This window comes from Deltaproteobacteria bacterium (assembly GCA_016234845.1).
GTDB lineage: Bacteria > Desulfobacterota > Deferrimicrobia > Deferrimicrobiales > Deferrimicrobiaceae > JACRNP01.
Window position 1 is genome coordinate 1 of record JACRNP010000133.1, and the last position, 19,107, is coordinate 19,107.

At 67.6% G+C, this 19,107-nt stretch carries 17 protein-coding genes and 1 pseudogene; 6 read left to right on the forward strand and 12 right to left on the reverse strand.

Annotated elements, in window-relative coordinates; all coding sequences use genetic code 11:
* On the forward strand, nucleotides 1-4,090 hold a 4,090-nt coding region (locus HZB86_09440; protein ID MBI5905753.1), incomplete at its 5' end, for an SDR family NAD(P)-dependent oxidoreductase.
* A 23-nt stretch (nucleotides 4,091-4,113) separates the two neighbouring features.
* On the opposite strand, the gene HZB86_09445 is transcribed toward HZB86_09440, so the two are convergent.
* From HZB86_09445 to HZB86_09480, 8 genes are all read right to left on the reverse strand, one after another.
* Complete coding sequence (locus HZB86_09445; protein ID MBI5905754.1) at nucleotides 4,114-5,730, reverse strand: long-chain fatty acid--CoA ligase; 1,617 nt, start codon at nucleotides 5,728-5,730, stop codon at nucleotides 4,114-4,116.
* Between the two features lie 71 nt (nucleotides 5,731-5,801).
* A complete protein-coding gene (locus HZB86_09450) occupies nucleotides 5,802-6,569 on the reverse strand; it encodes an ABC transporter ATP-binding protein (GenBank protein MBI5905755.1) in 768 nt (255 codons plus the stop codon).
* Between the two features lie 25 nt (nucleotides 6,570-6,594).
* Nucleotides 6,595-7,359, reverse strand: a complete 765-nt coding sequence (locus HZB86_09455; GenBank protein ID MBI5905756.1) for an ABC transporter ATP-binding protein — start codon at nucleotides 7,357-7,359, stop codon at nucleotides 6,595-6,597.
* Nucleotides 7,359-8,360, reverse strand: coding sequence for a branched-chain amino acid ABC transporter permease (locus HZB86_09460; protein MBI5905757.1), 1,002 nt, complete (start codon nucleotides 8,358-8,360; stop codon nucleotides 7,359-7,361). The genes HZB86_09455 and HZB86_09460 overlap by 1 nt, the downstream gene beginning before the upstream one ends.
* Nucleotides 8,357-9,241, reverse strand: a complete 885-nt coding sequence (locus HZB86_09465; GenBank protein MBI5905758.1) for a branched-chain amino acid ABC transporter permease — start codon at nucleotides 9,239-9,241, stop codon at nucleotides 8,357-8,359. Before HZB86_09465 ends, HZB86_09460 begins: the two co-directional genes overlap by 4 nt.
* Nucleotides 9,242-9,269: 28 nt before the next feature.
* Entirely contained in the window at nucleotides 9,270-10,406 is a 1,137-nt protein-coding gene (locus HZB86_09470; protein MBI5905759.1) for an ABC transporter substrate-binding protein, read from the reverse strand.
* 90 nt (nucleotides 10,407-10,496) lie between these two features.
* Nucleotides 10,497-10,931, reverse strand: a complete 435-nt coding sequence (locus HZB86_09475; GenBank protein ID MBI5905760.1) for a rhodanese-like domain-containing protein — start codon at nucleotides 10,929-10,931, stop codon at nucleotides 10,497-10,499.
* A gap of 152 nt (nucleotides 10,932-11,083) precedes the next feature.
* On the reverse strand, nucleotides 11,084-11,515 hold the full coding sequence (locus HZB86_09480; protein ID MBI5905761.1) for a ferritin: 432 nt from the start codon (nucleotides 11,513-11,515) through the stop codon (nucleotides 11,084-11,086).
* A gap of 173 nt (nucleotides 11,516-11,688) precedes the next feature.
* On the opposite strand from HZB86_09480, the gene trxB reads away from it, so the two are divergent.
* Together trxB and HZB86_09490 are read left to right on the forward strand one after the other, a co-directional pair.
* Nucleotides 11,689-12,612, forward strand: a complete 924-nt coding sequence (gene trxB / locus HZB86_09485; protein ID MBI5905762.1) for a thioredoxin-disulfide reductase — start codon at nucleotides 11,689-11,691, stop codon at nucleotides 12,610-12,612.
* Nucleotides 12,613-12,633: 21 nt separating this feature from the next.
* The gene (locus HZB86_09490; GenBank protein ID MBI5905763.1) at nucleotides 12,634-13,137 is read left to right on the forward strand and encodes a histidine phosphatase family protein; all 504 of its coding nucleotides are present in this window, start codon (nucleotides 12,634-12,636) and stop codon (nucleotides 13,135-13,137) included.
* An 11-nt stretch (nucleotides 13,138-13,148) separates the two neighbouring features.
* On the opposite strand, the gene HZB86_09495 is transcribed toward HZB86_09490, so the two are convergent.
* Nucleotides 13,149-14,099: a DUF3365 domain-containing protein gene (locus HZB86_09495; GenBank protein ID MBI5905764.1), complete on the reverse strand. Its 951-nt coding sequence runs from the start codon at nucleotides 14,097-14,099 to the stop codon at nucleotides 13,149-13,151.
* A 239-nt stretch (nucleotides 14,100-14,338) separates the two neighbouring features.
* On the opposite strand from HZB86_09495, the gene HZB86_09500 reads away from it, so the two are divergent.
* Both HZB86_09500 and HZB86_09505 read left to right on the forward strand, forming a co-directional pair.
* Complete coding sequence (locus tag HZB86_09500) at nucleotides 14,339-15,706, forward strand: DEAD/DEAH box helicase (protein ID MBI5905765.1); 1,368 nt, start codon at nucleotides 14,339-14,341, stop codon at nucleotides 15,704-15,706.
* 111 nt (nucleotides 15,707-15,817) lie between these two features.
* Entirely contained in the window at nucleotides 15,818-16,426 is a 609-nt protein-coding gene (locus HZB86_09505) for a TVP38/TMEM64 family protein (protein MBI5905766.1), read from the forward strand.
* An 84-nt stretch (nucleotides 16,427-16,510) separates the two neighbouring features.
* Here HZB86_09505 and HZB86_09510 read toward each other — a convergent pair whose 3' ends face one another.
* Complete coding sequence (locus HZB86_09510) at nucleotides 16,511-16,831, reverse strand: hypothetical protein (GenBank protein MBI5905767.1); 321 nt, start codon at nucleotides 16,829-16,831, stop codon at nucleotides 16,511-16,513.
* Nucleotides 16,832-16,993: 162 nt separating this feature from the next.
* On the opposite strand from HZB86_09510, the gene HZB86_09515 reads away from it, so the two are divergent.
* A complete protein-coding gene (locus tag HZB86_09515; GenBank protein ID MBI5905768.1) occupies nucleotides 16,994-17,881 on the forward strand; it encodes a DMT family transporter in 888 nt (295 codons plus the stop codon).
* A 7-nt stretch (nucleotides 17,882-17,888) separates the two neighbouring features.
* Here HZB86_09515 and HZB86_09520 read toward each other — a convergent pair whose 3' ends face one another.
* Both HZB86_09520 and HZB86_09525 read right to left on the reverse strand, forming a co-directional pair.
* The gene (locus HZB86_09520; GenBank protein MBI5905769.1) at nucleotides 17,889-18,527 is read right to left on the reverse strand and encodes a hypothetical protein; all 639 of its coding nucleotides are present in this window, start codon (nucleotides 18,525-18,527) and stop codon (nucleotides 17,889-17,891) included.
* 79 nt (nucleotides 18,528-18,606) lie between these two features.
* Nucleotides 18,607-19,107, reverse strand: a pseudogene (locus HZB86_09525) (AAA family ATPase).

The following is a 19,107-nucleotide window of genomic DNA, read 5'->3' on the forward strand; positions in this document are numbered from 1 at the left end:
CCGGGTCGTCCTGGACCCGGAAACGCCGCCATCCCTCCGCGCCGCGGCGGATCGCCTGGTCGCATCCGCGACCCGGTCGTACGCCCACGCCTCCGACCCGGCGTTCGAGGGGTTGACCGTTTCCGCCGGAGAGGCGGCCGTGGACGACTCCGCGGGGCGGAGGGCGCTCGATTTCCAGGGGTTGCTGAACCGCGCGCTCACGCTGGCCCGCGTCGTCCGGGACGCGGGGGGCTCCGGGGTCGCCGGCGGTCCGCTGCCGCGGGCCGTTCACGTCGTCCGCGAGCTGGAGCGGCCGTCCGGGAAATTCATCGACGGGAGCGACGGCCTGCACTGGGTCTTCGAGAAGGGGTTCGTCGAGCGGCTCCTGGCGGGGCACGGTTCCGGGAACTTCGGGGACGGCGTCCCCGCCGTGATGGCGTGCAGGTTCCTGCGGGACGCCTCCTTCCCCGACGAGAAGCTTCCGGTCGAGCGGCAGCACGCCGCCGCCGTGAAGGGGACCATCGAGGCGTACCGGTTCTACCAGTCCCTCCCGCAGGACACGCGCGACAGCATCGCGGCATTCTACGCGCGCCATCCGCCGGCCGACCCGCTGGTCCGCCTCTTCCTTCTCCTCGAAAAGGAGGGGAATCCGGCCCGTGCCGGCCACATGATCCGCGACACGACGGCGCGGACCCACTCCTACCGGCACGTCCAGTACCCGGACACCTCCCTCGCCGGGAAGGTCGTGGTGATCACCGGAGGTGGAACGGGCATGGGGAGGTCCCTGGCCCTCGAGGCGGCGCGGCGGGCCGGGAACGTGGTCATCACCGGCAGGAGACCCGCTCCCCTCCTCTCGACGAAGGCGGACATGGACGACCTCATCCGTCACCTGGGACTTACGAACCAGACGCTCGTCGTCCAGGGAGACGTCTCCGACCCGAAGTACGTGGGCGAGATGTTCGAGCAGATCGAGCGGGAGTTCGGAAGGATCGACATCCTCTACAACAACGCGGGCGTCTCCGGGCCGGTCGTGTTCGGATCGGTGTACGAGGAAGGGGATTTCGACGAGTACCGCGAGGCGGTCAACGTCCACCTGACCGGCTCCTGGATGGCGTCCCTCGAGGCGTCGCGCATCATGGAGACGCAGCCCGGCGGAGGGACGATCGTGATGGTCGGAACGTTCTACAGCGAGAGCATCCACCGGCACGTCCTCCACGCCTACCCGGGGAGGCTCCCGTACACTTCCGCGCAGTCCGCCAAGCTGGCGCTTGGGGATTACCTCGCGTGGGCGCTGTCCGGCAAGGCGATCACCGTCCTTTCCCTCAATCCTTCCGCCGTTTCGACCGAGCGGATCCGGATGGGCACCGGCGTCTTCGACAAGGGGTCGAAGGCCCGCGCGCGGATCGGCCGCAATGTGCCTCCGGAGGCGCTGGAGCGGGACACCCTCGACCGGACGGTCGGGCACGCCTTCGTCGACCCGAAGGATTTCGCGGCGCTCGCGCTGGAGGTGGCGGAGGGCCCGTTCCGGAGGACGATCGGCGGCTCCCGCCTCCCGATGGGAGGGGTCACCTACGAGCAGCCCCCCTCCGTATTCCCTTCCCCCGCCGTCCTTGCCCGGTATCCGGACTTGGTCGGAAAGGTCGCGCTGGTGGTCGTGCCGGACCCTCTGGCCGGGGACATGCCGCTCGTCGAGGCGACCTCCCTCGCGCTGGCGCGCTCGGGCGCCGCCGTGGTGCTCACGGGGGGCCGCGGGGAGATCCTCGAGCCCATCGCCCTCCGGATCAATTCCCACGGGGGCGAAGGGACCGCCACGGTCTCCACCGTGAACCTGTCGCACCCGGCGCACGTCCAGGAGCTCTTCGACGGCCTTCCCCGCGTCGACCTGCTCCTGTACTTCAGCGGGAGCGTCGACTGGAAGCGCCCGCTGACTTCGCTTTCCCACGACGAATGGACGGCCCGCGTCGAGCGGTTCGGAGCGTTGCCCCGGTTCCTCTGCTGGCAGGCCGAGCGGAGGATGGACCGGGACGGGACGGACGGGACGATCCTCCTCGTGGGTCCCGACCTGTCCGGGGTGCCGTCGATCCGGGAACGGAACCTCGTCCATGTGTTCCAGTCGATGCTCCGGCCCGCGGTCGCGACCGAGGCGATGGAGCGCGCGCTGATGCGGAAGGCGCAGAAGGAGGGCACATCGCCCGCCCCGGTGGCGGACATCAATTTCGGTCTCATCCTGCCGGGCCGCACCGACGGCAGGAACCGTCAGCCCTCCCCCCAGGCGACCGCCGCTTCCGTCCTCTGGCTCCTGGAGGAGGGGAAGCGCGTGTCCGGCGCGGTCCTTCTGCCGGACGAGCAGAACGCCGTGCCGAAGCTCCCCGCGGATCCGGTGCCGGAGCCGGGGAAATCGGCCGGAAAGGTGGCCGTGGTGACCGGCGGAATGCGGAACCTCGGGCGGGAGATCTCCCTGCGCCTCGCCTCGGAGAAGGCGACCGTCGTCATCGGGAGCCGCTACCCCCGGCCGGTTTCCGGAGACCCGGAACAGGCGGCCAAGGCGAAGGAGGAGCTCTCCTCCGCCGACGCGTCGCTCGCCCGGATGCGCCGCTCCGGCGGACGCGCCCTCTGGATCGACACGGACGTGTCGCGTCCCGAGAGCGTCGGTGCGCTGCTCCGGGAAACGAGGAACCGGTTCGGACGGGTCGACGTCCTGGTGAACAACGCCGGGGCGGGGGGAAACTTCGCGCGGATCGGCGACGTGATGCGGGACCACAGGGACAACTTCTCCGCCGTTCTCGCCGCGAATTTCCTCGGGGCCTGGGAAGCGATGACCATCGCGCGGGAGATCATGCGGCAACAGGAAGGGGGCGGCTCGATCGTGAACGTGTCGACCCACTACGCGGACCATCCGTATCTCTTCCGCACGATCTACACGGTATCGAAGATCCTCCTCAAGGCGCTGACGACCGCGTCCCGCGCCGATCTTCTCGCGGAGGGGATCTCCGTCGCGGACGTCGCCCCTACGCTCATCGCGGGCCCGCGGATGGAGTGGGTGATGCGGAACTACGCGACGAAGTTCTCCGCCGGGTTCGACGACTTCCCCGCCCTTCCGGCGGCCGTCCGGAAGGCGGCCGCCGAGCGGTTCCTCCGTTCGTTCGACGGGTCCCTCCCCGCCCGGGATCGGGACGCCGCGCGGGAGGAGTTCCACGGCGTCCTGCGCGCCGCCCGGATCCCCAGGCCGCACCGGGAGCAGGTCGCGTCATGGTACGAGCGGATCCGGGAATGGTTCCGCTCCACCGTCCCGGCCAATCCCCCCGGCAACGGGGAGGTCGCGGAGGCGGCGCTGTTCGCCGCGAAGGACGGGAGGTACCTCGAGAACCCGTTCCTCCCGCTCACCACGCTCCCGCCGTTCGTCTCGTTCCCTCCACCGCAGGGTTCGCACCGCGCCATCGCACCGGCCGCGGCGGGAGTGGTGATATCCTCCGGAACCTCACCCGACCTTCACCGCCGGCTCCACGGCGCGCTGTCCCGCAAAGGGGCTCGACTCGTCTCCCTTTCGGACGCGGGGGCCCCCCCGGGGCATGCGCGGATATCCCGGCCCGCGCAGGCCGGGGGACGCGCCGCGTCCCAGTCGGAGGACACCCGGCAGCGCGCGCTCGACCTGTCCGACCCCCGGGTCGTCGAACCGTGGCTGGACAACACGCTCGTGGGAGAGCCTCCGCCCGCATTCGGTGTCCTGATCCCCGGCTGCGTCGTCGGCGGGAAGAACGTCATGGACTTCGATACCGGCGAGAAGCGGCGGGTCGCATCCCACGTGGCGAAGGCGATCGCCCTGCTCGGCGAATCGGCCAAGGCGATTCGCGACGGGGGACACCTCGTGGTCATCGGACCGTCGGGAGAGACCGGCGAGGGGCGGCTTCTCCTCGCGGCGCTGCGGCAGGGCGTCCGTACGCTCCTCGCGGAACAGCACTTCCTCCCCTCGGCGAAGACGGTCCGGGTTTCCCTCCTTGCCGACGCGCCACCGGGAAGGGAGCGGGAGCTGGAACGGGAAGTGGCGGGGATCCTCTCCGGGACCTCTCCCCCCCGGATCGAACCGGTCCCGGCGGGAACCGCGCGGCCGTAGACGGTTCCGGGGGGGCCTCGGACTTACGGGAACCGCTTCTCCTGGAACCGTTCCCTCAGGAACCGCTTGGCGAATTTCCCGACGGAGGTCTTCGGGATGGACTCGACGAAGACCACCTCGTCGGGAACCCACCACTTCGCGACGCGCGTCGCCAGGAACTCCCGGATCTCCTCTCCATCCACCTTCCCGGCCTGGTCGGGCTTGAGGACGACGCAGGCCATCGGGCGCTCGGTCCACTTCTCCGACGGCACGCCGATCACCGCCGCCTCGGCGACGGCGGGGTGGGACATGATCGTGTTCTCGAGATCGATGGAGGAGATCCACTCCCCGCCGCTCTTGATCAGGTCGCGCGTGCGGTCCTGGATCTGCACGTACCCCTCCGGGTCCACCGTCACGACGTCCCCGGTGCAGAGCCAGCCGTCCCGGACCATCTCCTTCGTCCGCTCCGGCTCCCGGTAATACTCCTCCGTGATCCACGGCCCGCGCAGCCGAAGCTCGCCCATCGACTTCCCGTCGCGCGGGACCTCGGAGCCGTCCTCCGCCACCACCCGCATCTCGATCCCGGCCACGAGCGTCCCCTGCTTCGCCTTGTACGCGTACCGCTCGTCCTCGGGCAGCCCGGCCATGTACGACTTCGGACGCGACACGAGCACCACGGGATACGTCTCGGTCATGCCGTAGGCGTGGATGAACGGGACGCCGAACCCCTTCTCGACCTTCTCGATCAGCGCCCGCGGCGCCGCGGATCCGCCGCAGATGACCGCCGAAAGGCTCGAGACGTCGTGCTTCTCCCGCTCCAGCAGCTGGGCGACCGCCATCCAGATCGTCGGCACGCCCGCCGTGATCGTGACCTTCTCGTTCTCGATCAGGGAGACGAGCGCGGCCGGATCGGGGCGGGAGCCGGGGAAGACCTGCTTGGTCCCCATCCACACGGCGGCGAACGGGATCCCCCAGGCGTTCACGTGGAACATGGGAACCACCGGCATCACGGCGTCCGCCTCCCGGATTCCCAGGACGTCGGCGCCGCAGATCGCCAGCGCGTGGAGATAGATTCCCCGGTGGGAGTACGGTACCCCCTTGGGATTCCCGGTGGTGGCGGTGGTGTAGCAGAGCGCCGCCATCGAATTCTCCTCGATGTCGACCGGCCAGTCGAAATCCCCGCTCTCGGCCTCGAGGAGCGCCTCGTACGAGTAGGCGGGGCGAAGCTTCGTGGGCGGCACCTCCCTGCCCGCGCCCATGATCACGTACGCCCGCACGGTGGGGAACTTGTCCGCGACGGCCGCGACGGCGGGGACGAGGTCCTCGTCGACCAGCATCACCGCGTCCTCCGCGTGGTTGACGATGTAGGCGAACTGGTCGGCGAACAGGCGGATGTTCAGGGTGTGGAGGACCGCGCCCATGCACGGAGCCGCCAGGTACGCCTCCAGGTGCCGGTGGCTGTTCCAGCCGAAGGTGGCCACGCGCTCTCCGCGCCTGACCCCGAGGCGTTTCAGGGCGTTGGCGAGCTTCCCCACCCGGACCTGGTACTCCGCGTACGTGTACCGGTGGATCCCGGCGAAGTCGCGGGTGACGACCTCCTTCCTGCCGAACAGCATGCGGTTCCGGGTAAGGACCGTCCGCAGGGTCAACGGGTACGCCATGGGGACCTCCAACGGTGGATCCGACGGGATGCCGGATGGATGCTATACGCTAACCGCGCCCGCGGACCGCGTCAACCTTGTCGCGGAAAACCTCCCCGCGGCTCCTCCCCGAGGTACGCCGCCCGGACCTTCGGGTCCTTCCGCAGGTCGGACGCCGCGCCCTGCAGCGCGATCGCGCCCGTCTCCAGGACGTACGCCCGTCCCGCCGCGGCAAGCGCCATGGCCGCGTTCTGTTCGACGAGCAGGATGGTCGTCCCCGACCGGTTGATCTCGACGATCAGGCGGAAGATCTCCCGCACGAGCAGCGGCGACAGCCCCATCTCCCGCACGAGCAGCGGCGACAGCCCCATCGACGGCTCGTCGAGCAGGAGGAGCGCGGGCCGCTGCATCATGGCCCTGCCGATCGCCAGCATCTGCTGCTCCCCCCCCGAAAGGGTGCCGGCGACCTGTCCGGCCCGTTCCGACAGGCGGGGAAACAGCGCGAAGACGCGCTCCAGGCTTTCCCCCGCCTCTTTCCGGGACGGGCGCGCGTACGCCCCCATGTCGAGATTCTCGCGAACGGTCATGTTCGCGAAGATTCCGCGCCCTTCCGGGACGTGGGCGATCCCCCTCCGGACGATCCGGTGGGGAGGGAGCCCGTCGATCCGGGATCCGTCGAACACCACGCTTCCGGACGAAGCCCGCAGGACCCCGGAAAGGGTGCGCAGCGTCGTGCTCTTCCCCGCCCCGTTCGCCCCGACGAGGGAGACGATCTCCCCGCGCCCCACCGTGAACGACACGCCCCTCAGGGCCTGCACGGAACCGTAAAATACCGATAGATCGTCTGCTTTCAGGAGCAATATCTCGCCCTTTACCTTAATGAAATCACTCGACGAACTCTTCCCCCAGGTACGCCTCGATCACCTTCGGATCGTTCCGGATGGCGGACGGGACTCCGCGCGCGATCACCTGCCCGAAATCCATGACGATCAGCCGCTCGCAGATACCCATCACCAGGCGCATCTGGTGCTCGATCAGGAGAACGGTGAGCGAGAAGCGACGGCGGACCAGAAGGATGAACTCCATGAGTCGCTCCACCTCGGACGGGTTCATCCCCGCCGCGGGCTCGTCCAGGAGGAGGACCTTCGGGCAGGTGGCCAGCGCCCGCGCGATCTCCAGCCTCCGCTGATCCCCGTACGACAGGTTCTTCGCGAGCACCTTCCCCCGATCCTGCAGCGAGAAGATCGAGAGGAACTCCTCGACCTGTTCCCGGGTGCGCCGCTCCTCCCGGTAGAACGCCTCCGTCCGGAACAGCGCGGCCCCCGGCCCGTACCGGACGTGCGGGTGGTGCGCGATCCGGACGTTGTCGGTCACCGTCAGGTCGCGGAAGAGGCGGATGTTCTGGAAGGTCCGCGCGATCCCCATCCGGGTCACCCGGTGGGGCGGAAGCCCCGCGACGCGGATCCCTTCCAGCGTCACCGAGCCGTCGTCCGGAAGATAGATCCCCGTCATCACGTTGAACAGGGTCGTCTTCCCCGAACCGTTGGGGCCGATGATGCCGACGAGCTCCCCCCGGTCGACGCCGAAACCGACGCCGTCCAGGGCCCGCACCCCCCCGAACCGCTTCGCGAGCCCCGCGACCTCGAGGATCACCGGTACACCCTGCTCCGCAGGAACGGCAGCTCGCGGACTCCCAGGAGCCCTCTCGGCCGCAGGAGCATCGTGACGATCAGGAGCGCGGGGATCAGGACCCAGCGGAATTCGAGGTACTCGGGAGGCAGCAGGACGCGCAGCGCCTCCAGCAGGAAGATCCACCCGAACGACGCGGCGAGCGTGCCCGTCACGTTGCCCAGGCCCCCGAGGACCACGATCATCAGCACGTCGAACGACTTGAAGAAATCGAAGTTGCTCGGGTGGAGGAACGTGTACAGGTGCGCGTAGAGCCCGCCGGCCACGCCGGCGAACGCGCACCCCAGCGTGAACCCGGCCACCTTCATGCGGAACGTGTCGACCCCCATCGCGGCGGCGGCGGTCTCGTCCTCCCGGATCGCGATCAGCACCCTTCCGTACGTGGAATGGACGACGTTCCGCACCACGAGGACGGCGCCGGTCAGGGCGAATACGACCCAGGGAACGGAGGTCATCCTCGCGATCCCGGTCATCCCGCGGGCTCCTCCCAGCGGCGGCAGGAACGAGTCCGCGTTGTCGAACAGGACCTTCAGGATCACCCCGAAACCCAGCGTCGCGATCCCGAGGTAGTCCGACGTGAGGCGCAGGACCGGCATCGCCACCAGGCACGCGAGGAGCGCCGCCGCGAAGCCGCCGGCCGCGAGGGAACCGAGGAACGCCGCCTGGGAGGCCAGGTGCGATCCGTCGCCGAACGAACCGCCGTACTGCTTCATCAGGAGAGCCGCGGTGTACGCGCCGACGCCGTAGAAGGCGGCGTGCCCGAGGGAGAACAGCCCCGTGAACCCGTAGATGATGTTGAGCCCGAGCGCGGAAATCGCGACCACGCAGGCGAGCTGGAAGATCTGGATCCAGTACGGGTTCAACACCTCGTACCGCTCCACGGCCAGCGCCGCTCCGGTCATCGCGAGGAACGGGAAGATCGCCTTGGCGAGGTTCTCGAGGGTCCGCACCGTGGAGATCACACCTTCTCGGCTCGCGGTTTCCCGAGGATCCCCGTGGGCCGGACCAGGAGGACGCCGATCAGCAGCAGGAAGGCGATGCCGTCGCGGTAGGTCGAGGAGAGGTACGCCGCGGTGAGCGTCTCCGACTGGCCCATGATGAGCGCTCCCAGCACCGCACCCGGGATGCTGCCGATCCCGCCGAGGACCGCCGCGGTGAACGCCTTGAGTCCCGGCATGACCCCCATGAACGTGTTCACCTGGGGGTAGGCGATCCCGTAGAGGACCCCTCCCGCTCCCGCGAGTCCCGCCCCCAGGGCGAACGTGAAGGAGACGACCGCGTCGACGTTCACGCCCATCAGCCCCGCGGTGACGACGTCGTGGGATACGGCGCGCATCGCGCGCCCGATCCGCGTACGGTACACGATGTACTGGAGCGACACGAGGCACGCGACGGTCACCGCGAGGATGATCCCCTGGAGGTTCGTGAAGGTGATCCCCGCCACGTCCGCCGAAGCGACCTCGAAGGGACGCGGGAAGGCGTAGAAGTTCGGCCCGAAGACCTGGTTCAGGGCGGTGAAATATTCGAGGAAAAGGGAAACCCCGATGGCGGTGATCAGGGCGGCGATCTTCGGGGCGTCGCGGAGCGGCCGGTACGCGATGCGCTCGATCGCCACCGCGAGCAGCGCGCATCCCAGGACCGCCGCCCCGAATACGGCGGGAAGCGGCAGCCCGAACCGGTCGATCGCGAAATACGCGATGAACGACCCGACCATGAAGACGTCGCCGTGAGCGAAGTTGATGAGGCGCACGACGCCGTACACCATCGTGTACCCCAGGGCGACCAGCGCGTAGACCAGCCCGAGCTGCAGGCCGTTCAGGGCCTGCTGGAGGAAATATTCCACTGCGCCTTCCGCCCGGCGCCCCCCGCCCCTACGGGTTGACCATCGCGACGAACTTCTGCTTCCCGCCTTCCATCTTCAGGATGACGGCGCTCTTGACCGGGTCTCCGTTCCTGTCGAGGGTGGCTTTCCCGGTCACCCCGTTGAAATTCCGGATCGAGGCGAGCGCGTCCCGGATCTTCCCCGGATCGTCGCTGCCGGCCTTGCGGATCGCCTCGATCAGAAGGTTCGTGGCGTCGTACGCGAGCGTGCCGAGGGCGTCGGGAACCTGTCCGTGCCGCGCCTTGTACTTCTTCACCCACGCCGCCACCTCGGGCCTCCGGTCGTCGGGCGAATAGTGGTTCGAAAAGTACCCTCCCTCGATCGCGGCCCCCGCGATCTTCGCGAGGTCCGGAGAGTCCCATCCGTCCGGACCCACGAGCTGGACCGCGAGCTTCCTCTCCCGGGCCTGCTTCGCGATGAGCCCCACCTTGTTGTAGTAGTCGGGGAGGAAAAGGACGTCCGCCCCCGAAGCCTTCACCTTGGTGAGCAGCGCCGAGAAATCGACGTCGTCCTTTCCGTACGACTCGAAGGCCGCCACGGACCCTCCCATCTCCCGGAACCGGTCGCGGAACACCTCGGCGATCCCCTTGGAGTAGTCGTTGGACGCGTCGTAGAGGACCGCGGCGCTCTTCTTCTTCAGCGTTTCCCGGGAGAACCGGGCCATGACGTTCCCCTGGAACGGATCGATGAAGCACGAACGGAACATGTAGTCCTTCCGCTTGCCGTCCGCCACCGTCACCTTCGGGCTGGTCGCCGTTCCGGTGATCGCGGGGATCTTCGCCGCCTGGATGATGTCGGAAACCGGGATGGTGGCCTTGGAGGTGACCGAACCGACGATCGCCCGGACCCGGTGCCGGTTCACCAGGAGGTTGGCCGCGTTGGCGGCTTCCGTGGCGTCGTTCTTGTCGTCCTGGATGACGTAGGCGATCTTCATCCCCGCGGGCCCGCCCCTTGCGTTCGCCTCCTCCACCGCGATCAGGAACGAGTTCCGGACCGACTCTCCGTACGTCTTGACGTCCCCGGAGAGCGGCGTGATCAGGCCGATCCGGATCTCCTTCGCAAAGGACGTCGCCGACACGCCGATTCCGAGAATGACCAGTGCGATCGCAAGGAAAACGCGCCTCATCGTGCCCCCCCTCGAACGGTTCCCGGGAATTGGAGGATCGCTTCTCCGCTCCATATTATCGCGGGCCCGCAAGGGGTGTATATCCCTTGTTCACTTCACCGTCGGCAGACCCGCCTGCTTCCACTTCACGATTCCGCCCTCGAGGTGGCGGACCTCCCCGATCCCCAGCGCCTCCAGGACCTTCACCGCTCCGGCGCTCCGGTTCCCCGTCCTGCAATACACCAGGTACTTCCTGTTCCGATCGAGCCGGGACGCCTCCTCTTGAAACGAGGGGGAGCGGTAGTCGAGAAGCTTCGCCCCCTCGATCCTCCCTTCCCCGAACTCTCCGGGCGTCCGCACGTCGAGCAGGACGAAACCGGGGTCGCCCGCGTGCGTCCGGATCAGCTCCCGCGCCTCCGCCGGGGAAAGGTTCCGGGATTTCCCCGGGCCGTCGGCGGCCCCGGTCCCGGCGGGCCATGTCCAGGCCAGCGCGCCGATCACGGCGCATATCCAGGGGACGGCGATCCCGCGCAGGAACACCTTCATCGGTCAATCTCCTCCGGGTGGAATCCCTGTTCCATTTTGATTCGGGAGCGGTGGAAAACGGTTCGGGACGGGGGGTGCGGGGTCACCGGGAAAAAGCGGACCGGCCCCGATTGCGGATACGCCGGCCCGCCATCCCGATTCGACGGTGGGTTTTAGTCCTTCTCGAGAAGCGTGGTGAACGTGTCGTGGTGGTCCTCTTCATCCTGGAGGATCCCCCGGAACAGGAACGCGGTGGTCTCGTCCCCCTCCTTTTTCGCGACGCCGATGATCTTCGTGTACAGGGCGATCGCCGCCTCCTCGTCCTTCACGTCGGTGGTCAGCATCTCCTTCAGCGTCGACCCCACGAAGATCGGCGTCGGCTTGTTGGTGGGAATTCCGCCGAGGTAGTTCAGCCGTTCGGCGATCGCCTCCGCGTGCTTCATCTCCTGGATCGCGATCATCTTGAACGCGTCCTTCACCGCGAATCCCTGCACTCCCCTCCAGAGCACGTGCTGCCACATGTACTGGACGGACACCTGCACCTCGCGGGCGATGGCCTGGTTCAGAAGGTCGAGCAGCTGGGCGGACGATTTCCGGGTCGGCATGGGTGGCGCCTCCTCCTTCGATATCTGCGGATTGTGGTATCCCTTTGGACGAATATTCTCACACATCGAGGCCCGGATAGGAAGCGCGGAGCGGATTTCTTGACATCGGGCGGAGCGGGAGCGCACACTTTTCCTGGAAGGCCGTCGCACGGCCGGAAACCGGGAGGCACACCATGGTACGTGACGTCCTGATCCTCGGGTCCGGCTGCGCCGGCTCCACCGCCGCCATCTACGCCGCCCGGGCGAACCTCGCCCCCCTCGTCCTCGAGGGCCGGGAGCCGGGCGGACAGCTGACCCTCACCTCCGACGTGGAAAACTACCCCGGGTTCCCCGGAGGGGTCCAGGGGCCCGAGCTCGTCGACCTCATGCGGAAGCAGGCGGAGCGGTTCGGAGCGGTGTACTCCGCGGAGACGGTCACCGCGGTGGACCTGTCGAGGCGCCCGTTCACGGTCCGGACGGAGGAGAACACGTACGTGGCGAGAACCCTGATCGTCGCGACCGGCGCCTCGGCCCGGATGCTGGGGCTCGAGTCCGAGCGGAAGCTGATGGGGCGGGGCGTTTCCACCTGCGCCACCTGCGACGGGGCGTTCTTCCGGAACCGGGAGGTCGTCGTCGTCGGGGGCGGCGACACCGCCGTCGAGGAGGCGATCTTCCTCACCCGGTTCGCCTCGAAGGTGGTCCTGGTCCACCGGCGGGACCTGTTCCGCGCCTCCAAGATCCTCCTGGACCGCGCGAGGAAGCACCCGAAGATCGAGTTCGTCCTTTCCACCGTGGTGGCGGACATCCTCGACCCGGAGAAAAACGAAGTCTCCGCGGTCCGCCTGAGGAACACCCGGGACGGCTCCGAGACGATCCGGAAAACGGACGGTGTTTTCGTCGCCATCGGGCACGACCCGAACACGAGGATCTTCGAGGGGCAGCTCGCGCTGGACAACGGCTACATCGTCCTTCGCGAAGGGGCGAAAACCAGCGTCGACGGCGTGTTCGCCGCCGGCGACGTCCACGACAGCTCCTACCGGCAGGCCGTGACCGCCGCCGGGGCCGGTTGCCGGGCGGCGATCGAGGCGGAACGTTTCCTGGAAGCCGAGGGACGGTAGCGCCCGGATGGAGGAAACGCCATGAGAATCTACCTGGTCCGGCACGCGGAATCGGTCGAACGGGCGGGAGAGATGCCCGACGCATACCGTCACCTGAGCGCCCGCGGACGCGTCTCCTTCCGCGAGACGGCGCGGAAGGCGGGCGAGGAGGCCATCCGTCCCGCGCGCATCTTCACAAGCCCCTACGTGCGGGCGGTCCAGACGGCGGAGATCCTGGCCGAGCGGATCGGGTACGAGGGCGAGGTGGTCGCCGTCGCCCAGCTGGGGCCGGGATTCGACCTCGGGAAGCTGCGCGTCATGCTCGATTCCGCCCCGGACGACGCGGAATTGGCGATGGTGGGACACGAGCCCGACCTGGGCGCCGTCCTGACGCAGCTCCTCTCCCTGCCCAGGCCGTACGCCATGAGGAAGGGGGCCATTGCGGCCATCGACCTTCCGGGATCGGGAAGCCGCCCGGGAGCCCGTCTCGTCTGGCTTCTCGAGGGAGAACGGAAGGTTTCCGAGGCGACCGGGCTGCTGCGGTAGGCGATCGCCTCCTACGGTTCCTTGCGGGGAGCGATCCGGGGGAACATCTCCCTGGCGCAATCGGGGCAAAGGCCGTGGGTGAACTCCGCGTCGGTCCGTTCGCCGAAGTATTTCTCGATGGAGGTCCACGACGCCTGGTCGAACGGGTCCGAGCGTTCGTTCCGGATCTTCTTGCAGTTCGAGCAGATCGGGACCAATCCCTCGAGCCGGCGGATGTGGAGCAGCGACTTCTGCAGCGCCTCGATGCTGTCGACCAGCCTGCGCCCCAACAGGTATATCAGCAGGGTGGAAACCGAGAGGAACAGCAGGTGGATCCCCCAGATCCTGCGGTTGTTCCTGTCCATCAGCCGCTGGAACGGCGTCCACGAGAAGGAGACGCTCACCCCTCCCCGGATGCCCTCGGGCCGGTTCCGGTGCTCCGGGTGGCAGGAGGTGCACGACGGCTGGACCTTGAGCGGCGACATGAAGCGGAACGTCGCCCGATCCCCCGCCCCCACCACTTCGAACGACTCGCGCTCGCCCTTCGCGAACGATTCGAGGGAGGACCTCTCCCATCCGTCCGGGGCGTTGGCGGGCTGCAGCGGGGAGAGGCTCGATATCCGGATGCGGACGCCGCGGTCCTCGTGCAGCATCTCGGAGATCAACCGGACCATCTCCGCGTGGTTCACCTTCGTGAGACGTATTCCCTCCCGCGTCGTGATGTCCCGCAGCGGGTCCTGCAGCAGCGGATTCGGCCGAAACGACTTCGACAAGGGAAGGTACACCCCGCCGTGGTCGGTGTTCCATTCCCGGGTGGCCGCGATCGCCTGGAAGAAGGAGCGGCCGACGACCGCGGCGAGCTGCCGGTACTGGTGTTCGACGTTGTGGAGGTTCGCGTAAAGGGATATCCCGGTCACCACGAAGATGAAACCGGAGATGAGGAGCAGGAATCGCCTCGCCCGGCGGGTCGTTTCATTACCCATGGTCCGCGCATTATGTCCTCGGGGATATCCCTGAAGCAATAGGGAAACAGGTCGCCGCGGGGAGGCGCGACACGGGGCTTGAGTTCCGTGTTTCGCTGTGGTAGATTCTTACCGATTTGTATTCCCGTGGTCCCCAATCCCCGCCGAATCCCGGATCGCCGCGTGCGTTCGTTTCGCCCCGTGCCCGTCGTCCGTCAACCACCAACCGAAGTATCGGAAACAGGAGATAGAACAGGCATATGCCGTTCACACAATTCGGACTTTCCCCGGACATTCTCCGGGCCGTTCAGGCGATGAAGTACACGGTTCCCACCCCGATCCAGGAAAAGGCCATACCCCGCGTCCTCGAAGGGAAGGACCTCATGGGATCGGCCCAGACCGGCACCGGGAAGACGGCCGCCTTCGCCCTGCCGATCCTCCAGCGCCTCTCGGCGGGAGGCGTCCGGCGCGGCCGCCGCCCCGTCCGCTCCCTCGTGCTCACTCCGACCCGCGAGCTCGCCGTCCAGATCGGCGAGAGCTTCGGGGCCTACGCGGCGCACACCGGGTTGCGGCACACGGTCGTATACGGCGGAGTGAGCCAGCGCCCGCAGGAACAGGCGCTCGGCAAGGGGGTGGACATCCTCGTCGCGACGCCGGGCCGCCTCCTGGACCTGATGGGGCAGAAACTGATCGACCTCTCGGTCGTCGAGATCTTCGTCCTGGACGAGGCGGATCGCATGCTCGACATGGGATTCATCCCCGATATCCGCCGGGTGATCGAGAAGCTGCCGGGACAGCGCCAGACGCTCATGTTTTCGGCCACCATGCCGTACGACATCGTCCGTCTCGCCGACACGATCCTCCGCGACCCGGTGCGGGTTTCCGTCGCGCCGGTATCGGCTCCCGCCGAGATGGTCGAACACCGGTTGTACTACGTGGAAAAGCCGCAGAAGACCGAACTTCTGAAACATCTGCTGGCGGATGATTCCATCCGGAACGCGCTCGTGTTCACCCGCACTCGGCACGGCGCCGACCGCGTCGAGAGGATCTTGAGCCGCGCGAACATCCGCGCGGAGGCGATCCACGGGGACAAATCCCAGGGCGCGCGGGAGAGGGCGCTGTCCTCGTTCAAGAAGGGGGCCATCCGGGTCCTGGTGGCGACCGACATCGCCGCACGGGGCTTGGACATCGTGGAGCTGTCCCACGTGGTCAACTACGACTTCCCGAACGAGCCGGAGGCGTACGTGCACCGCATCGGTCGCACCGGGAGGGCGGGACTTTCGGGAATCGCCATCACATTCTGCGCCTTCGACGAGCGCCCCCTCCTCGCGGAGGTCGAGCGGCTGATCCAGAAGCACCTGACGGTCGTCCCGGAGCACCCGTTCGCCTCCCCCGCCCGGCCGGGGACGCCCACCTCCCTCGAAAAGGGGCGTCCGCAGCCCCGAAACCGGCCGTACATGATCTCGGTCGACGCGTCGTTCCTCTCGGCGCGTCCGGCGCCCGCCGCCGCACCGCCGGCGCGGACCTCCCGCCACGCGGAGGCGGAGGCTCGTCCGACCGCCGGTCCCGGCGGCCGCAAGAGCGGCCATCGCGACATCGTCCCTCCCGGCAGGGCTTCCCGGAGGTAGGCGGCCCCGGTGAAGGAAAAATTCCGGGCGATCCTAAAGCCGCTCCTGTTCCTCGCCGTATTCGCGGCGTTCTCCGCGATCCTGTGGAAACTCGGAGTCTTCCGTTTTTTCATGAACCGGGAGGAGATGGCGGCGTTCGTCCGATCGCTCGGCGCATGGGGTTTCGCCGGATTCATCGTGCTCCAGGTGGTCCAGGTGGTCGCCGCGCCGATACCGGGGGAGGCCACCGGGGTCCTGGGCGGGTACCTTTTCGGTCCCCTGCTCGGCGTCATCCTGTCGACCGTGGGGCTGACCGCGGGTTCCCTCCTTGCCTTCACCCTGTCCAGGATGTTCGGCCGGCCGTTCACGGACCGGTTCGTCGACGCGAGCACGATGGCGCGGTTCGACTACCTGCTCCATCACAAGGGAGCGTTCCTCGTCTTCCTGCTTTTCCTGATACCCGGCTTCCCGAAGGATTACCTCTGCTACATCCTTGGCCTCGGCCACCTGACGACGCTCGAATTCCTGACCATCGCCTCCACGGGGCGGCTGCTCGGAACCATCATGCTGACGCTGGGGGGAACGTACCTCCGCGACCACCAGTACTACCGGTTTTTCCTGTTATGCGGGGGGGCGGTCGTCCTGGTGTTCCTCGCGATCGCCTACAAGGACCGGCTCGAGGCGTACCTGAAATCGCTTCACCACCGGTACTTGCACAGGAAGGATCCGCCCGGAAAGTAGCGGCGCCCCGAAACGGAACCGGAACGGAAAAGGGCCGCCCCCCATCGGGGAGCGGCCCCTTTTTTCATCCCATGGACTTTCCGGTTACTTCTTCTTGTCGGCCGGGGGTGCCGCGGGAGCGGCGGGGGTCGCCGGAGCGGCGCCCTTCTTGTCCCCATCCTTCTTCTCGCCGTCCTTCTTCTCTCCATCCTTGGGGGCGGCGGCCTTCTTCTTCTTCGCCTTCTTCTTGGCAGGCTTCTTGTCCTTATCCGCATCCTTCTTGTCCGCGTCCTTTTTCTCCATGGCCGGGGCAGCCTTCGAATCGGCCGCGGGGGCAGCCTTCGGCGCGGGATCGGCCGCCAGGGTCACGCTGGCGAACGCCACCGCGACGAACAGCGCACACAGGACGGTAAAGAGCTTCTTCATTCGGTTCCCCTCCTTAGGGATAAAATGATGTTTCAAATTGCATCCATGCTACACAAAAAAAAACGTTTGTGAAGCGATATTTTTCGGTCCGGCGGAAGAATTAATCCGCATGCCGCGTCCGGACCGGTCGATCGGAGATCCCGTCCATGGGATAATGTTTCCATGCGGCGTCACGTCCCCGCCCATCCGTACATCCTGCTCGGTCTCGCCACCCTCTTCTGGTCGGGGAATTTCGTGCTCGGAAGGGCGGTCAGCGACAGGATACCCCCCATCGGCATGGCGTTCTGGCGGTGGGCCGGCGCCCTCGCGATCCTTCTCGCCCTGTCCTTTCCGCGCCTGCGGAAAGAGTGGCCGGTCCTCCGTTCGGCGTGGAAGACGCTCCTTCCCCTGGGGCTCCTCGGGGTGGGGTCGTTCAACACGCTCGTCTACGTGGGCCTCCATGAGACGACGGCGACCAACGCGGTCCTGCTCAACTCCGCCTGTCCGGCGTTCATACTGGCCATTTCCTTCGCCGGGGGGGCGCAGACGGCCTCCCGGCGGCAAACGGCCGGGATCGCCGTTTCCCTGCTCGGCGTGCTGACGATCGTCGGACGCGGCTCCCCCTCCTCGCTGCTTTCCCTCTCCTTCAACCGGGGGGACGTCTGGGTGCTGGCGGCGGTCCTCTGCTGGGCCGTGTACACCGTCCTGCTGAAGCGGCGGCCGCAGGGGATCGACCCGATGACGTTCCTCTGCGCGCTGGTCGCGATCGGGGTGGCGTGTCTTGCCCCGCTGTACGCGTGGGAGATCGCCCGGGGGGGACGGATGACGGCGGATCCGGCGACCTTCGGAAGCCTTCTCTACCTCGCGCTCCTCCCTTCGGTCGCCTCCTACGTCTTCTGGAACCAGGCGGTGGGGGAGGTGGGCCCGAACCGCGCGGGCGCGTTCCTCCACCTGATGCCCGCGTTCGGCTCGATGCTGGCGGTCGGACTGCTGGGCGAGTCGTTCCGGCCGTTCCATCTCGCGGGAATCGCGCTGATCCTGTCGGGCGTCACGCTGGCGGGGAGACGCTGACGCCCCGTCACTCCCCCGCCTTCCCGCCTCCGTCGTCGTTTTTCCTGTCCTTCACCGCCTCGCGCAGCTCCGTGAGCCGGCCCTCCACCCTGCGGTACAGGGTGCCGTCCGGGTAGCTCCCGTCGGTCTCCGGCTCTCCCGCGGGAATCCCCATGAGGACGTCGACGCCCTCCTCCACCCGGTCGATCTCGTAGACGGCGAACTTCCCGGCGTGCACCGCCTCGACCACCGCTTCCTTCAGCATCAGGTTCCGCCGGTTCCTCGCCGGGATCAGGACCCCGTGCGTGCCGTCGAGGCCCTGGAGGGCGCAGAGGTCGAAGAACCCCTCGATCTTCTCGTTCACGCCGCCGATCGGCTGCACGAACCCGTTCTGGTCCATCGAGCCGGTGACCGCGATCCCCTGCCGGACGGGGACACCGGAGAGGGCGGACAGGAGGGCGTAGAGCTCCGCGCACGTGGCGGAATCCCCCTCGATCATCCCGTAGAGCTGTTCGAACGTGACCGACGCGGAGAGGCTGATCGGCGACTTCCCGGCGAAGCGGCGCCCGAGGTAGTTCGAAAGGATCAGGACCCCCTTCTCGTGGATCTTCCCCGACATCTTCGTCTCGCGCTCGATGTTCAGGACGCCCGCCTTGCCCGCGTACACGGTGGCGGTGATCCTCGACGGCTTCCCGAAGCTGTGGTCCCCGAGGTCGAGGACCGCCAGCGTCCTCCACCAGGCTGTTCCGGGAGTCCTTGGCCGCCAGCGCCTTCCCCACGTGTACGCCGTCGACCGCCGCGGCGCCGTCCCGGCTTGCCCAGTAGTGGGCCTCCCGGAGGAGGTTCGATATGTCGCTGAACTTCGTGGACAGCTTCCCCTGGTCCTCGGCCAGCCGGGCGCCGAAATCCACCACGCGCGCCACGCCGCCGGCGTCGAACGGCAGCAGTCCCTCCTCCTTCGCCTTGGTCGCGACGAACGACGCGTAATGTTCCACGCTCTCCTCGGTCCGATCGATCCGGTGGTCGAAGTCCGCCTTCACCTTGAACAGCTCCCGGTACTCCTCGTCGAGGTTGTAGAGAAGGTAGTAGATCTCCGGGTTCCCGATCAGGACGACCTTCACGTCCAGTGGGATCGGCTCCGGCTTCATCATGGCGGTGGTCACCAGGCGGTACTGCTCCCAGACGTCCTCGATCTTCACCTCCCCGTTCCGGACGGCGCGCTTCAGCGCGTCGTAGGAGAAGATGTT

Bases quoted from the DNA above. Each gene is read 5' to 3' on its own strand.
- HZB86_09445 (MBI5905754.1), bottom strand. From the start codon at position 5,730: ATGGCGTACCCGTTGACCCTGCGGACGGTCCTTACCCGGAACCGCATG.
- HZB86_09470 (MBI5905759.1), bottom strand. From the start codon at position 10,406: ATGAGGCGCGTTTTCCTTGCGATCGCACTGGTCATTCTCGGAATCGGC.
- HZB86_09475 (MBI5905760.1), bottom strand. From the start codon at position 10,931: ATGAAGGTGTTCCTGCGCGGGATCGCCGTCCCCTGGATATGCGCCGTG.
- HZB86_09480 (MBI5905761.1), bottom strand. From the start codon at position 11,515: ATGCCGACCCGGAAATCGTCCGCCCAGCTGCTCGACCTTCTGAACCAG.
- trxB (MBI5905762.1), top strand. From the start codon at position 11,689: ATGGTACGTGACGTCCTGATCCTCGGGTCCGGCTGCGCCGGCTCCACC.
- HZB86_09490 (MBI5905763.1), top strand. From the start codon at position 12,634: ATGAGAATCTACCTGGTCCGGCACGCGGAATCGGTCGAACGGGCGGGA.
- HZB86_09495 (MBI5905764.1), bottom strand. From the start codon at position 14,099: ATGGGTAATGAAACGACCCGCCGGGCGAGGCGATTCCTGCTCCTCATC.
- HZB86_09500 (MBI5905765.1), top strand. From the start codon at position 14,339: ATGCCGTTCACACAATTCGGACTTTCCCCGGACATTCTCCGGGCCGTT.
- HZB86_09505 (MBI5905766.1), top strand. From the start codon at position 15,818: ATGAACCGGGAGGAGATGGCGGCGTTCGTCCGATCGCTCGGCGCATGG.
- HZB86_09510 (MBI5905767.1), bottom strand. From the start codon at position 16,831: ATGAAGAAGCTCTTTACCGTCCTGTGTGCGCTGTTCGTCGCGGTGGCG.
- HZB86_09515 (MBI5905768.1), top strand. From the start codon at position 16,994: ATGCGGCGTCACGTCCCCGCCCATCCGTACATCCTGCTCGGTCTCGCC.